This is a genomic window from Stenotrophomonas sp. STEN020, assembly GCF_056760195.1.
In genome coordinates this window covers 1-13,921 of the sequence record NZ_JBRREI010000006.1, presented here as the reverse complement: position 1 = coordinate 13,921, position 13,921 = coordinate 1, and the positions used below count along the sequence as shown (strand labels likewise).

At 59.4% G+C, this 13,921-nt stretch carries 13 protein-coding genes; 2 read left to right on the top strand and 11 right to left on the bottom strand.

Annotated features, from left to right (window positions below; all coding sequences use genetic code 11):
• Window positions 1-11: 11 nt before the first annotated feature.
• From ACVOLZ_RS04090 to ACVOLZ_RS04055, 8 genes are all read right to left on the bottom strand, one after another.
• Window positions 12-1,988: a methyltransferase domain-containing protein gene (locus ACVOLZ_RS04090; protein ID WP_481515158.1), complete on the bottom strand. Its 1,977-nt coding sequence runs from the start codon at window positions 1,986-1,988 to the stop codon at window positions 12-14.
• Window positions 1,988-3,313, bottom strand: coding sequence for an ABC transporter ATP-binding protein (locus tag ACVOLZ_RS04085; RefSeq protein ID WP_481515157.1), 1,326 nt, complete (start codon window positions 3,311-3,313; stop codon window positions 1,988-1,990). Before ACVOLZ_RS04085 ends, ACVOLZ_RS04090 begins: the two co-directional genes overlap by 1 nt.
• Window positions 3,310-4,104: an ABC transporter permease gene (locus tag ACVOLZ_RS04080; protein ID WP_481515156.1), complete on the bottom strand. Its 795-nt coding sequence runs from the start codon at window positions 4,102-4,104 to the stop codon at window positions 3,310-3,312. The genes ACVOLZ_RS04085 and ACVOLZ_RS04080 overlap by 4 nt, the downstream gene beginning before the upstream one ends.
• Window positions 4,101-5,312: a cystathionine gamma-synthase gene (locus tag ACVOLZ_RS04075; protein WP_481515155.1), complete on the bottom strand. Its 1,212-nt coding sequence runs from the start codon at window positions 5,310-5,312 to the stop codon at window positions 4,101-4,103. Before ACVOLZ_RS04075 ends, ACVOLZ_RS04080 begins: the two co-directional genes overlap by 4 nt.
• A gap of 84 nt (window positions 5,313-5,396) precedes the next feature.
• Window positions 5,397-6,767 carry a pyridoxal-phosphate dependent enzyme gene (locus tag ACVOLZ_RS04070; RefSeq protein ID WP_481515154.1) on the bottom strand — a complete coding sequence of 457 codons (1,371 nt, stop codon included), beginning with the start codon at window positions 6,765-6,767 and terminating at the stop codon, window positions 5,397-5,399.
• Window positions 6,768-6,959: 192 nt separating this feature from the next.
• Entirely contained in the window at window positions 6,960-7,178 is a 219-nt protein-coding gene (locus tag ACVOLZ_RS04065; RefSeq protein ID WP_481508019.1) for an HP1242/YdcH family protein, read from the bottom strand.
• A gap of 329 nt (window positions 7,179-7,507) precedes the next feature.
• A complete protein-coding gene (locus ACVOLZ_RS04060) occupies window positions 7,508-8,389 on the bottom strand; it encodes an OmpA family protein (RefSeq protein WP_481515153.1) in 882 nt (293 codons plus the stop codon).
• A complete protein-coding gene (locus tag ACVOLZ_RS04055; RefSeq protein ID WP_481508021.1) occupies window positions 8,389-8,775 on the bottom strand; it encodes a DUF4398 domain-containing protein in 387 nt (128 codons plus the stop codon). The genes ACVOLZ_RS04060 and ACVOLZ_RS04055 overlap by 1 nt, the downstream gene beginning before the upstream one ends.
• Window positions 8,776-8,872: 97 nt before the next feature.
• On the opposite strand from ACVOLZ_RS04055, the gene ACVOLZ_RS04050 reads away from it, so the two are divergent.
• The gene (locus ACVOLZ_RS04050) at window positions 8,873-10,003 is read left to right on the top strand and encodes a PilT/PilU family type 4a pilus ATPase (protein WP_481515152.1); all 1,131 of its coding nucleotides are present in this window, start codon (window positions 8,873-8,875) and stop codon (window positions 10,001-10,003) included.
• Window positions 10,004-10,231: 228 nt separating this feature from the next.
• Here ACVOLZ_RS04050 and maiA read toward each other — a convergent pair whose 3' ends face one another.
• From maiA to ACVOLZ_RS04035, 3 genes are all read right to left on the bottom strand, one after another.
• A complete protein-coding gene (gene maiA / locus ACVOLZ_RS04045; protein ID WP_481515151.1) occupies window positions 10,232-10,888 on the bottom strand; it encodes a maleylacetoacetate isomerase in 657 nt (218 codons plus the stop codon).
• 89 nt (window positions 10,889-10,977) lie between these two features.
• Window positions 10,978-11,967: a fumarylacetoacetate hydrolase family protein gene (locus ACVOLZ_RS04040; protein ID WP_481515150.1), complete on the bottom strand. Its 990-nt coding sequence runs from the start codon at window positions 11,965-11,967 to the stop codon at window positions 10,978-10,980.
• A 228-nt stretch (window positions 11,968-12,195) separates the two neighbouring features.
• Window positions 12,196-12,324, bottom strand: a complete 129-nt coding sequence (locus ACVOLZ_RS04035; protein WP_481515149.1) for a hypothetical protein — start codon at window positions 12,322-12,324, stop codon at window positions 12,196-12,198.
• 15 nt (window positions 12,325-12,339) lie between these two features.
• Between ACVOLZ_RS04035 and ACVOLZ_RS04030 the strand changes: the two genes are divergently transcribed.
• Window positions 12,340-13,743, top strand: a complete 1,404-nt coding sequence (locus ACVOLZ_RS04030; RefSeq protein ID WP_481515148.1) for a DEAD/DEAH box helicase — start codon at window positions 12,340-12,342, stop codon at window positions 13,741-13,743.
• Window positions 13,744-13,921 lie beyond the last annotated feature (178 nt).

Below are 13,921 nucleotides of genomic sequence, written 5' to 3'. Positions count from 1 at the left end.
CGCGCAATGACTCAACTCCACAGGCGCCCCCAAAGTCCCTTTCGCACCCAAGCAACTAATTCAGAGACACCTTTCGAAACACCTTCACTTCGTTCGGCGGAGGCTACTGTAAGACTACTGACGTCTCGCCTCAACTCACCGAGCTCAAGCTGAGCATCGGAAATACGTTTGATCAAAGCTTGAACTCCACTTTGCTCAAGCTCTGCCGCCTTCGCATGAAGCGAATCCACCAACCCGGTAATGCCGGACAACTGTCTTTCCTGCTTACCCCAATACCCCGCCACGTTGTGCTGTAGCACTTCAATGGTGGAACCCAATCGTTCGATTTCATTGGAAATTGTAGTCAGTCGCTGCTCCAGATGAGCGACACCGCTTCCGACAACCGCCAACGATGTTTCGTGAGCTTCAACACTGCTGGCCAATCGATCATGCTCATGAGATAAGCCCACCAGATCATGATGAACGTTAGAAATTCTAGAGGCCTCAAGGCTCAAACGAGCGCGCAGCTCATTGCCGTCTTCAAACAACCTTGTATCGAGCTCACCGTACTGTCGCGCCAGCACGGCAATGGCTTCCTCTATCATTTTGATCAGTGCGTCATGGGCCGACTCCGGGTGCACCGAGGCGATAGCGGCCGCAGGATCGAGAAATGAAGCGCTAAGCTCATCCCGTAGCACGGCAAACGACCAATCTCCCAACGGAATCGCGGAAAGCCGGCCAACCCAGTGCGAGAGGTGGCCTGGAAATCCAAATGGACTCACACCCAGCACTCGGAGAGGGCCGGTGAGAATATCTGGAGCACCAACCAGCTCGCGCACGAATATTAAAAAAGATATATAAATATCTTGAGGCCAGAAGCAATCAGACTTTTCTTTTGAAATTGCACCGTAATCAATTAGCACAAACCGCCCATCATCCCTGCGCAGAACGTTCCATGGGCGAACATCTCGATGGTAGAGCCCTCTTTGTTCCAAAGAGATACATTGATCGAGAACGTCTCGAATTACCAAGTAGTAATCCACCTCCTCGCCCGCATCCAGCAGATCAGTCACAAGCTGACCCTCAATCTTCTCGCGGAGGAGATAGGCGAATTCATCACCATCCCTATCCATCGCGATCAGCCTGGGAAAATCGGCGCTCCCACCAAATTCCCGCAAAAAATCTCGTTCACGGAACAGCTCGTCCCGATTGACGGAAGCGTCTGTCCCGCTCAACGCCAATCTTTTCAAGAGGACATCCTTCGAGAGGAAATATGCTCGACTCGATTTGAATGAGGAGCGAGCGAAGCGGTGCCCCCCAAATCGCACTGACTCAATAGAGCCGACGCGCCCAGCCGCGTACCAAAGATTCTGACTCGCAAAATAAAGGGGCCGTTTCACCGAAGAAAGGTGCGTCCCAGTCTCCCGAAGTTTGCGGACAAACTTCGCTCCGCCGAATATATTCTCGGGGTGTTCAGGAAGCGATTCAGCCCAATACAGCGGCTCCTCCCTAACTGCCAACTCCGCCAGCAGTACGGGGGACTTAATCATTATTCCTGCAACGGATTTTTCTGCAACTTCGGGAGAATCATGGAAAAACACGTGGTGGATAACGCTCAGCAGCAAGACTAAGTCGTAATGCCCCTTCTCAAGAGACCCTACGAACTCCTGGACGCTAGAAAGAGTGAAATCCACGCTCAACTCAGGATTGAGTGAGCTCAGCTTTTTGCAAAGCTCGATGTTCTCCGGCAAGAAATCGACACCGAGCACCTGTGCTCCACGTGCCGCCAGCGTGAAACTGATATAACCCTGTGCGCAGCCTAGGTCGAGAACCCGCAACGGACGACCAAGTTTTTCTGCCAACGCATCGTAGGCGGAAACGATATCTTCCAATCGGTCATTGGTCTCTCTAGAAGCCTCACCGGAGTACTCCGGATATCCAAATATTGGCTGATAAACTTCCGGGAGCGCATCAACCAGCATCTTCAGCTCAGTCAGGGCATTAGTCATCAGAACACCACCAATTCAGCACTTAAGTCCACCAACCCAGTAAACGGAACTAATCTTGAGCTCGTCACAATTATGGAATCATATCTACGATCTAAGGGCTCCAGACTTTCCGTCATCTCACCGGCAGCAACCCCCAGCGAAACAAGGTAATCTCCGGAGTTCAAACTAAAGGGCAACGAAAATTCAAAAACCATCTCCGAACCTGCTTCCACCTCGATATGGCGCCGCCCATCATTTAGAAGCAACGAATTCGTTCCATAGATGAAAACACCATCCAAAGTCCGCACCATCACACCCGGCACGACATTTCCAAAAGACTCCTTAAACAAGCACTTGAAGGCGACTCTCAGTCGCTGCCCGCACTCGACTATGGACGGGTATTGCTCCTCGCCGTTAGCGACAAGGTAATCAATAATTTCGGCTGATCGATTTCCCCAGCGGTGTTCCTGCGCTCGGTACCCAGGCCTATCCTCATATCGCCCACTCAACATCTCAAACAACGGAGCAGAGCTACTTATGCCTATATCCCCTTCAGCAACGTCACCAGCCGATCCAGCGGCCACATTGGCACTCGAATCGAGTTCGCGCGCGGTCTTCCCAAACATTTCATCTAGGTAGGCATTGGTAACGTCTCGCGGATGGCCATCCAGCTTTACACGCCCTTCGCTCAACAATACTGCACGATCACAGTTTCGAACGATATCAGATACAGAATGACTAACCAGAAGCACGGACATCCCCTCCTTCTGATATCCCTTGATTCGTTCGTAGCATTTGGCCTGGAACAATGCGTCACCGACCGCCAGCGCCTCATCGACAATAAGCAGGTCTGGCCGAAACGCGGTTGCAATGGCGAAAGCGACACGAGCCTGCATACCACTGGAGTACGTTCTCACCGGATGATCAAAAGCATCGCCGATATCCGAAAACTGCCTGACCTCCTCGATGACATCATCAACATCTTGCCGGTCACGACCCATCAAACCCGATATCTGATAGGCGTTCTCCCGTCCGGTCAACTCAGGCTGGAACCCCATACCAAGTTCGAGTATTGCCGCAACACTGCCAGATTTCCGCACCACGCCCGTAGTTGGCGCCAAAGTGCCGGTGATCATCTTCAGCAAGGTACTTTTCCCGGCGCCATTCTTTCCGACGATACCGATCGACTCCCCCTTTCCGACTGTGAAGGAGATGTCGTGAATTACAACCTTGATCGACTTTGGCGCCAACGAGACACCAAACCAACGAGCAAAGCGTCTCCACTCACTACCCCACTCAGCATAGGCCTTACTCAACGCTGAAACTTCGAGAACGTTCGAATTCATAGCGCATCCGCCATATCAGAAGCAGCTCGCCGATAGACGAAAATCGCAAGAAAGGCGAGAAATACAGCCAGACCAGCAAGCGCTGCCATCAGCTGAAGGGAAGGAGCTTTGCCGTAAACGAGGATCCCGTGATACATCTCAACCAACTGATAAACAGGACTCCACTTGAGAAAACCCTTGATCGCGGGAGGAAGAATATCTGACGTATATACAATCGGGGTCAACCAGAAAAGGGCCTGAAACACGATAAGTACAACCTGAGAAACATCGCGAATCAAAACGTTAATGATGCCAAGAATAGTGCCGAGCGACATTGCAAGAAGAAAATTGATCGCCACAACCAGCGGAAAGCTGATCATCGCCCAATCAAAACCATGACCTAACACAATGAATACCAACACAATCGCGGAAAACAGAAGCGCATTGTTAATGAGCGCCACCCCACTAGATATCATTGGCAAACAGGCCCTCGGAAACGCAACCTTCTTCATAAGATCGGCTTTATCAACAAAAACATTGACACAACCCATCGTTACCTCTTGGAACAAAGCCCAAGCCAGCATCCCGGACAGCAAATACAAAGCGTAACCATATTTACTCTGAACTTCAGGGAGCCGCGCCGATATTATCGAAGACAACACAGTTGCATAAACAACCGACTGTACAAGCGGGTTAATTATTAACCACAAAGCACCCAACTTACTTCTGGAAAACTTGGACTTGAATTCATTGCGAATAGAGGAAGCAATGAAGAATCTGTAGCCATAAATACCATGGAGCTTACTGATCACGAAACAAACTCCCGGGGAGAGGCGGCATCAAGCGCAACCTTCAAATCCCCGCGCAGATCTCCCACATCCTCAACCCCCACACTCAAGCGCACCAGCGCATCACTGATGCCCAGCTGTTCGCGGCGTACCACAGGAATCGAGGCATGCGTCATCACGGCCGGATGGTTGACCAGGCTTTCCACGCCGCCGAGGGATTCGGCCAGGGTGAACAGCTCGGTCTTCTCGCAGAAACGCTTGGCCGCTTCGAAGCCGCCCTTGAGCACGATCGAGACGATGCCGCCGTAACCAGCCATCTGCTTGCCCGCCAGTTCATGCTGCGGGTGCGAGGCCAGGCCCGGGTAGATCACCTTTTCTACCGCCGGATGGGTTTGCAGCCACTTGGCCAACTCCATCGCATTGGCGCAATGCGCCTTCATGCGCAGCGGCAGGGTCTTCAGGCCACGCAGGGCCAGGAAACTGTCGAACGGGCCCTGCACGCCACCGATGGAGTTCTGCAGGAAGGCCATCTGCTCGGCGAGCTCGGCATTGTCACCAACCACCACCATGCCGCCGACCATGTCGGAGTGGCCATTGAGGTACTTGGTGGCCGAATGCAGCACCAGGTCCGCACCCAGCTCCAGCGGGCGCTGCAGCATCGGCGAGGCGAAGGTGTTGTCCACCACCACGATCAGGCCATGACGCTTGGCGATGGCGGCTACCGCGGCGATGTCGACGATCTTCAACATCGGGTTGGTCGGCGTTTCGATCCAAAGCATCTTGGTCTTTGGCGTGATCGCTGCTTCCAACGCTGCCAGATCAGTCAGATCAACGAAGCTGAAGTCCAGTGCAGCGGTGCGCCGACGCACACGCTCAAACAGCCGGAAGCTGCCGCCGTAGATGTCGTCCATCGCCACTACGTGGCTGCCGGCATCCAACAGTTCGATCACGGTGGAGCTGGCCGCCATGCCCGAGGCGAAGGCGAAACCACGCGTGCCGCCTTCCAGCGACGCCACGCAGCGCTCGTAAGCGAATCGGGTCGGGTTGTGCGTGCGCGAGTACTCAAAACCCTGATGCTCGCCCGGGCTGGACTGGGCATAGGTCGAGGTAGCATAGATCGGCGGCATGACTGCGCCGGTGCTGGGGTCAGGCGACTGCCCGCCATGGATAGCCAAGGTGGCAAGCGACAAAGCGCGCTCGCCGTCCTGGCTGCGTGAATGCTGATCCGTCATGAGGGCTTCCAGCTAAAGGGGCGAAATTCTATCAGTGGTGCCTGAATCTACTGTAGCCCCCATTGTGAGGGGCCATGCCGGGAATTACTGAACCCGGCGACGCAGGTAGTTCAACAGGTCGATACGGGTGATCAAACCCAGGAATGCGTCACCATCGGTGATGATCGCCACCTGGCCGCGGTCAAACACCGGCAGCAGGGCCTCGATCGGCGATTTGACGTCCAGACGGTCGAGCTTGCTGACCATTGCCACCGAGACCGGGTCACGGAAACGGGCTTCGTCGCCATAAACGTGCAGCAACACGTCGCTTTCGTCGATGATGCCGACCAACTGACTGCCATCCATCACCGGCAGCTGCGACACGTCGTACAGCTTCATGCGCTGGTAGGCGGTGGTCAGCAAGTCCTTCGGGCCAACCACCACGGTGTCGCGCTGGCTGTACGGGCGCAGGATCAGGTCGCGCAGGTCGCCGAACTGCGGGCGCTCCAGGAAACCGTTGTCCAGCATCCAATAGTCGTTGTACATCTTGGACAGGTACTTGTTGCCGGTATCCGGCACCAGCACCAGCACCTTCTTCGGCGTGGTCTGCTCGTGGCAGTACTTCAGTGCGGCGGCGAGCAGGGTCCCGGTGGACGAGCCACCAAGGATGCCCTCCTTGCCCAGCAGCTCACGCGCGGTGTGGAAGCTCTCGGCGTCGCTGATGGCATAAGCCTTCTTGACCCGGCTGAAATCGGCGATATCCGGCAGGAAGTCCTCACCGATGCCTTCCACCAGCCAGCTGCCGGACTTTTCGTTCAGCGTGCCATCGTTGATGTATTCGGCCAGGATCGAACCGACCGGATCGGCCAGCACCAGCTCGGTCTTCGGCGAAAGCTTGGCGAAGGCGCGCGACAAGCCGGTCATGGTGCCGGAGCTGCCGCAGCCGAACACGATGGCGTCCAGGTCGCCGCCCATCTGCTCGATGATCTCCGGGCCGGTGCCGAACTCATGCGCGGCCGGGTTGTCCGGGTTGCCGAACTGGTTGATGAAGTAGGCGCCCGGGGTACGGCCGGCGACGGTCTTGGCCAGGTCCTGGTAGTACTCCGGGTGGCCCTTGGCCACATCCGAACGGGTCAGCACCACTTCGGCGCCCATGGCCTTGAGGTTGAAGATCTTTTCGCGGCTCATCTTGTCCGGCACAACCAGAATGAGCTTGTAGCCCTTCTGCTGCGCCACCAGCGCCAGACCCAGGCCGGTGTTACCGGCCGTGCCTTCCACTAACGTCGCGCCCGGCTTGAGATCACCACGCTTCTCGGCCGCCTCGATCATCGACAGGCCGATACGGTCCTTGATCGACCCACCTGGGTTGGCGCTCTCCATCTTGAGGTACAGCTCGCACACGCCTGCATCCAGACGCTGGGCCTTGATGATGGGCGTATTGCCAATGAGTTCGAGAATGGAGGAATGGATAGGCATCGGTTTGGTTCAGATCGCGCCGCACAGCGGCCGGACCGATGATTATCCGATGGTTGTGTAAGAAAGTCAGGCAATCGGGCTTTTAATCACAATTTCAGGCGCAACAACCACACTGCCAAGTGACGCGGACAATGGCGGCCGACGAGGAGGCCGCCACCGTCCGCGACATAAACGGTCTAGCGTGGGGAAGGTTCAGTTGATGCTGTTTTCGTAAATCCGCAGGAGCTTCTGCTTGGCCAGCAGTTTTTCCCGTTTCATCTGTCCCAAGGTGACCCCGTCGATCGGGAGTACACCCAGCTCCGCGTCCATGCATTTCTTGTTCAGCTTCTTATGCTGTTGGTAGAGCTGCTTGAACTCCGGGTTGGCCTTGGCCAATGCGTCGATTTCACTCTGCGGCTGCCCTTCGAACATGACTACCTCCTTCATGCAGAAACAAGAACGCCCCGGCCTGACGGCACGGGGCGTTGCTGGATTGGAAAGCCGGGCCCGCCCACCGCGGCACCACCAACCATCCTCCGGCCAACCTGCCAGGAGCTTTCGGTTACTGGTTCGCGCCACGCTTGCACCGGCTCGGCCCTCCGTTGTCCGGACGACGAAAGTGCCGCCCGGACAATTGACCCTACGCCTGCAAAAAGGTTCCGGCAAGGGCTATACGGAAACGTTTACTGAATATTCAAACCACGCCGCATTCAGCCCCGCAGGAATGACAAAAACCTAACAACTTCAGCCATTTAAGTTTGTCACGGCGCGATAATGACTTCGGCTGAACGGGCCCGAGTGGAGGCCGCTTTCTTGCCCGTCACCTGGATCCGGCTGGCCGCAACGCCACCGGCTACCAGCGCGTCCTTGAGCGCCTGCGCACGCCGCTGACCAACGCCGTTGGCGCTGTCATAGGCCTCGATCACCACCCGCCCCTTCTTGCCGATGTTCAGGTACTCGGCCAACGCCTTGGCCTGATTGCGGGCACCGCCGGACAGCGCCGCCTGACCTGCCGCGAACGCATCGCCGCTGAAGGTATAAACCTCACCGCGACCGTCGAACTTGGACGCCGGCAACTTCTGCCCGGAGACCAGTTCGGCCTCTTCGCGGGCCAGCTTGGCCGCGTTCTGCTGGGCCGCGCTCAAGCGCTGCTGCTGACGGCCGGCAACGCTGGTCAGCGCGGTTTCCGCATCCTGACGGGCCAGCGTCTCGGCTTCGGCGGCAAGGCGCAGACGCTCGGCCTCTTCGGCCTGGATCTGGGTCTGTACCCGCAACTGCTCCGCTTCCTGGCGGGCACGGGCTGCATCACGGCGACTGGCCTCGATCAGCAATTCACTGCGGGTGCGCTCCAACTCACCCACCTCACGTCGCGCCAGCGCCGCACGGCTGGCCGCCTCGGCAATCGCGACGCGCCGCTCGGCCAGATAACGGGCATCGTCCAGTTCCTTGCGCTTGGCCTTGGCCAGCGCTGCGATGGCTTGCTGCGCCTGCAGCTTCTCGAACGAAGCTACATCGGCCGTAGCCATATCGGCCTGCAGCACCATCAGTCGGTGACTCAGGGCGCCAACCGCCGGGTCTTCCGCCGCTTGCGCCAGCAAGGGCACGGCCAACAGGCCGACAACCACCAGATTCCTGATCCGCATCAACGTCCCTCCCCTGTCGCCAACTGGCGTTGCAGCTGTGCAACCTCGGCCTTGCGCTGGGCCAGCTGGGCCTGTGCGACCGCCTCCTCACTCTGCGCACGCGCCAGATCGGCATCGGCGGCAGCGCGCAGCGCCAGGATTGGCGCCTGCTTGCGCAGCCGGCGGTCACTCGCAGCCTGTTGGGCCTGGCCCAGCTGCTGGCGGGCCATCGCCATGGTGTCCGGCGCGTACTGATCGGCGTCGGCGCGGTCGGCTTTCTCGACGGCCTGTTGTGCGGCAAGCAATTCCATTGCGCCCGGATCCTGCGCCAACGCGCTGCCGCATAGCACGAATGTGCAGGCGGTAGCACACAGGAATCGTCTTAATTGTGCGAAGCTAGATTTCATTGGGGAGCCGTGGCTTGGGTGACTGAGCGCGGCCATTGTGGTCAAGCCAGAGGCGTGCTTGCAACGGCACGCCGCCGTTTGTTGGGGAAAATTTCGCATGGATATCGGCTATTTCTTGAAGCTGATGACCGAAAAAAACGCTTCGGACATGTTTTTGACGACCGGAGCGCCGGTTTACATCAAGATTGAAGGCAAGCTGTACCCGCTGGGCAATACCGGCCTGCCCCCCGGCATGGTCAAGAAAATCGCCTACTCGCTGATGGACGAAGGCCAGGTGCCGCAGTTCGAGCGCGACCTGGAACTGAACATGGCCATCGCTTTGGCTGATGCCGGACGTTTCCGCGTCAACGTATTCAAGCAGCGCGGCGAAGTTGGCATGGTCATCCGTGCGATCAAGAGCCGCATCCCCAGCATCGAGGAGCTCAACCTCCCGCAGGTGCTGAAGGACGTGATCATGACCCCGCGTGGGCTGGTACTGGTGGTCGGTTCGACCGGCTCGGGCAAGTCGACGTCGCTGGCGTCGATGATCGACCACCGCAACAGCACCTCGACCGGGCACATCCTCACCATCGAGGACCCGATCGAGTTCCTGCACAAACACAAGCAGTCCATCGTCAACCAGCGCGAAGTCGGCCTGGATACCCACGCCTTCCACAACGCGCTGAAGAACGCGATGCGTGAAGCACCGGACGTGATCCTGATCGGCGAAATCCTGGACGCCGAGACCATGGAAGCAGCCATCGCTTTCGCCGAAACCGGGCACCTGTGCCTGGCCACGCTGCACTCCAACAACGCCGACCAGACCATCGAACGCATCCTCAACTTCTTCCCGGAAAGTGCGCACAAGAACGTCTTGATGAACTTGTCGCTGAACCTGCGCGCGGTTGTTTCGCAGCGTCTGGTCAAGGGCAAGGACGGCCGTCGCCGCCCGGCCACGGAAGTACTGCTCAACACGCCAATGATCCGTGACCTGCTGCGCCGTGGCGAAGTCCATACCATCAAGCAGGCAATGGAAGAGTCACTGGAAGAAGGCATGCAGAGCTTCGACCAGTGCCTGTTCCGGATGGTGAAGGACGGCATCATCGAGCAGGAGGAAGCGCTGCGCGCCGCAGACTCGCGCGATGGTCTTGCCCTGAAGTTCCGCCTCTCCGAAGGTGGCAGCGGCGAGCATGATCCGTATGCGGATTTTGCGGTGTCGGCACCTGCGGCGATCACGCACGGGTTCTGAGCTGGTGGTTCGTGCAAAAAGAGCCCCGCATTGCGGGGCTTTTTTTTGAACCAAGCTTTTGTAGGAGCGGCGTAAGCCGCGAAACCACTGATGGACCCGGGCTGCAGCTTCGCCGCGCATTGGGTGATCTGCTGCTTCGGATGCAATGCCGGCTTCGCGGCTTACGCCGCTCCTACATCGCATGTCAGCTTCGCGGCTGACGCCGCTCCCACAACCATCCAAGCCGGGCTAAACCGCGTCGATCTGGTTTTCCGGTCGGGCCGCATCAAATGCTGGTAGCGCCAGGCAGGCTTCTTCAATCCGCTGCAGGGTCGGGTACGGCGCCAGGTCCAGATGGAAGCGACGGGCGTTGTACAACTGCGGTACCAGGCAGCAATCGGCCAGGCCAGGTTCGGCGCCGTGGCAATAGCGGCCGGTGTCGAACGAGCTCGCCAACATGATTTCCAGTGCGGTCAAACCAGTACGCATCCAATGCAACGTCCAGTCGTCGCGCTCGGACTGCGGCACATTCCATTCGCGGTCAAAGAACTGCATCACCCGCAGATTGTTCAAGGGGTGGATGTCGCAGGCCACCTGCTGCGCCAATGCACGCACGCGCGCACGGCCGCCCGCATCTGCCGGCAACAGGGCTGGCTCGGGGAAAACCTCGTCCAGGTACTCAAGAATGGCCAGCGACTGGGTCAGTACACGCTCGCCATGACGCAGCGTGGGCACCAGCTCCTGCGGGTTCAATGCGGCGTAATCCGGCGCATGCTGCTGACCACCGTCGCGCACCAGATGCACCGGGGTGAGCGCGTACTCCAGACCCTTCAGGTTCAAGCCGATGCGCACGCGATACGCGGCACTTGAGCGCCAATAGCTATAGAGCGACAGCCCTGCTTCCATGTCAGATTCCCCCATCACCTGCCACCACAATAGCGGCTGGCGGTGAGGATTCCTTCACCACCAGCACAGTCAACACGCGAACTGTTTTATCAGGGACGCGAAGCCTGCTCGATGCGCTGTTCAATCGCGCCAAAAATGCTGACGCCGTCACGGTCCAGCATCTCAATGTGCACTACGTCACCAAAACTCATGAACGGCGTCGACGGCTTGCCGTCACGTAGGGTTTCGACGGTGCGCTGTTCGGCGAAGCAGGATGCGCCAAGTGCGGTGTCTTCATTGGCGATGGTGCCCGAGCCGACAATCGCGCCGGCCGACAGCGGACGGGTCTTGGCCGCGTGCGCCACCAGCTGGGCGAAGTTGAACTGCATGTCGACGCCGGCTTCCGGCGCGCCGAACCACTTGCCGTTGATGTGGGTCACCAACGGCAGGTGCAGCTTGCTGTCCTGCCAGGCGGCACCCAGCTCGTCCGGGGTCACGAACACCGGGCTCAGGGCCGAGCGCGGCTTGGACTGCAGGAAGCCAAAGCCCTTGGCCAGTTCGCCCGGAATCAGGTTGCGCAGGCTGACGTCGTTGACCAGGCCGACCAGCTGGATGTGGCCAGCAGCCTGTTCCGGCGTCACCGCCATCGGCACGTCATCGGTGATGACCACGATTTCGGCTTCCAGATCGATGCCGTAGTCCTCGCTGATCACCTTTACCGCATCGCGCGGGCCATAGAAGCCGGCGCTGGTGGCCTGGTACATCAGCGGATCGGTGTAGAAGCTTTCCGGCACTTCGGCGCCGCGTGCCTTGCGCACCCGCGCCACGTGCGGCAGGTAGGCACTGCCATCGACAAACTCGTAGGCCCGCGGCAGCGGCGCGGCCAGCGCCTGCATGTCCACGGCGAACTCGCCTTCCACGGTGCCGGCATTGAGCTGCTCGGACAGCGCGTTCAGGCGCGGCGCCAGATTCGACCAGTCTTCCAGCGCCTGCTGCAGGGTGGTGGCTATGCCAGCGGCCCGTACCGCACGGGTCAGGTCACGCGAAACCACGATCAGAGTGCCGTCGCGGCCGCCATCCTTCAGGGAACCAAGCTTCATGGGAGTGTCCAGTCTGCGGAGAAATAAGTTTCAATTGTAATGAATAAGCCAGCTACCACCAGCCTCACCAGCCGAATGCTGAACGGGCGTTTTTGTGCCGGCCGAAACAATCCCTTAGACTAGCGCGGTCTGCCAGCGGCCGTCCGTTTCCCTCAGGGATCGCCGGCGGTGCAGGATCAGCGGCCATCTGGCCCATCCGCCCGCCCGCCCCCACTCCGACGCCTATCGTCACGCATTCCAGCCAGCGCACCGCGTTGGTTGCATCCAGATCTTGCAGCGCGGTTTACGGGAACGCTCCGAGATCAGCTGGTCTTCAATGATCAGCAACGCAAGCCCATTCGGGCGCGCGTTCTTCATGTTTCGGAGTACTCCATGTCGTTTGAAAACCTGGGCCTTGCGCCCTTCCTGCTGCGCGCGCTCGCCGAGCAGGGCTACGAAAACCCGACCCCGATCCAGCAGCAGGCCATTCCGCTTGCGCTGGACGGTCGCGACCTGCTGGCCGGCGCCCAGACCGGTACCGGCAAGACCGCCGCCTTCGGCCTGCCGCTGCTGCAGCACCTGGCTACCTCGCCGCAGAGCGTGGGCAATGGCCCGCGTCGCCCGCGCGCCCTGGTGCTGGCACCGACCCGCGAACTCGCCACCCAGGTGCATGACAGCCTGCGTGGCTACAGCAAGTACCTGCGTATCCCCAGCGCCTGCATCTACGGTGGCGTGGGCATGGGCAACCAGTTGGACATGCTGCGCCGTGGCGTAGACCTGCTGGTCGCCTGCCCGGGCCGTCTGATTGATCACCTGGAGCGTCGCAGCGTCGACCTGTCCGGCGTCGAGATCCTGGTGCTGGACGAAGCCGACCGCATGCTCGACATGGGCTTCCTGCCCTCGATCAAGCGCATCCTGGCCAAGCTGCCGCGCCAGAACCGTCAGACCCTGCTGTTCTCGGCCACGTTCGAAGACAGCATCAAGCAGCTGGCACTTGAGTTCATGCATAACCCGGAGCAGATCCAGGTCACGCCGAAGAACACCGTTGCCGAGACCATCACCCACCGCGTGCACCCGGTGGACGGCGCGCGCAAGCGTGAGCTGCTGTTGCACCTGCTGGCCAAGGACTCCCGCGTGCAGACGTTGGTGTTCGGCCGCACCAAGCATGGCTGCGACAAGCTGGCCGACTTCCTGGAGAAGTCCGGCATCAAGACCGCCGCGATCCACGGCAACAAGAGCCAGGGCCAGCGCCTGCGCGCACTGGCTGACTTCAAGGCCGGCCGCGTGACCGTGCTGGTGGCCACCGATATTGCTGCCCGCGGCATCGACATCAATGAGCTGCCGAAGGTCATCAACTACGACCTACCGATGGTGCCGGAAGATTACGTGCATCGTATCGGCCGTACCGGCCGTAACGGTTCGACCGGTGAGGCTGTCTCACTGGTTGCCCAGGACGAAGCCAAGCTGCTGCGCCAGATCGTGCGTCTGCTCGACCGCGACATGGACATCCGTGACGTGCCGGGCTTTGAGCCGCACACCCCGATTCGTTGGGGCAACAGCGCACCGGGCAAGGCTGAGCATCCGGGTGGCCACAAGGCACCGCGTCGTGGCAACGGCAGCCATGCCGCACGTCGTCCGACCGGCGATGCTCCGCGCGGCGGCCGTGGCGGCCAGCCGCAGAAGCCGGGCGGCCAGCGTACTGCCGGCAATGGCCAGCAGCGTCGTGATGCGCACCCGGGTGGTGGTCAGCGTCGTGGCGGTGGTGGCGGCCGTGGTCAGAGCCGTACCAGCGCCTGATTCCAGCTATTTGCTGGGATGAGATGAGTTGAAAAGAAAGGCCGACGCATTGCGTCGGCCTTTCTGGTTTCTGTGGAGCTGTGCTTTGAGCTTTGAGCTTTGGGCTTTGGGCTTTGCGCTTTGGGCTTTGGGCTTTGGGCTTTGGGGTTTGGGCTTTTGGCTTGGGCGGTGGGGCTTG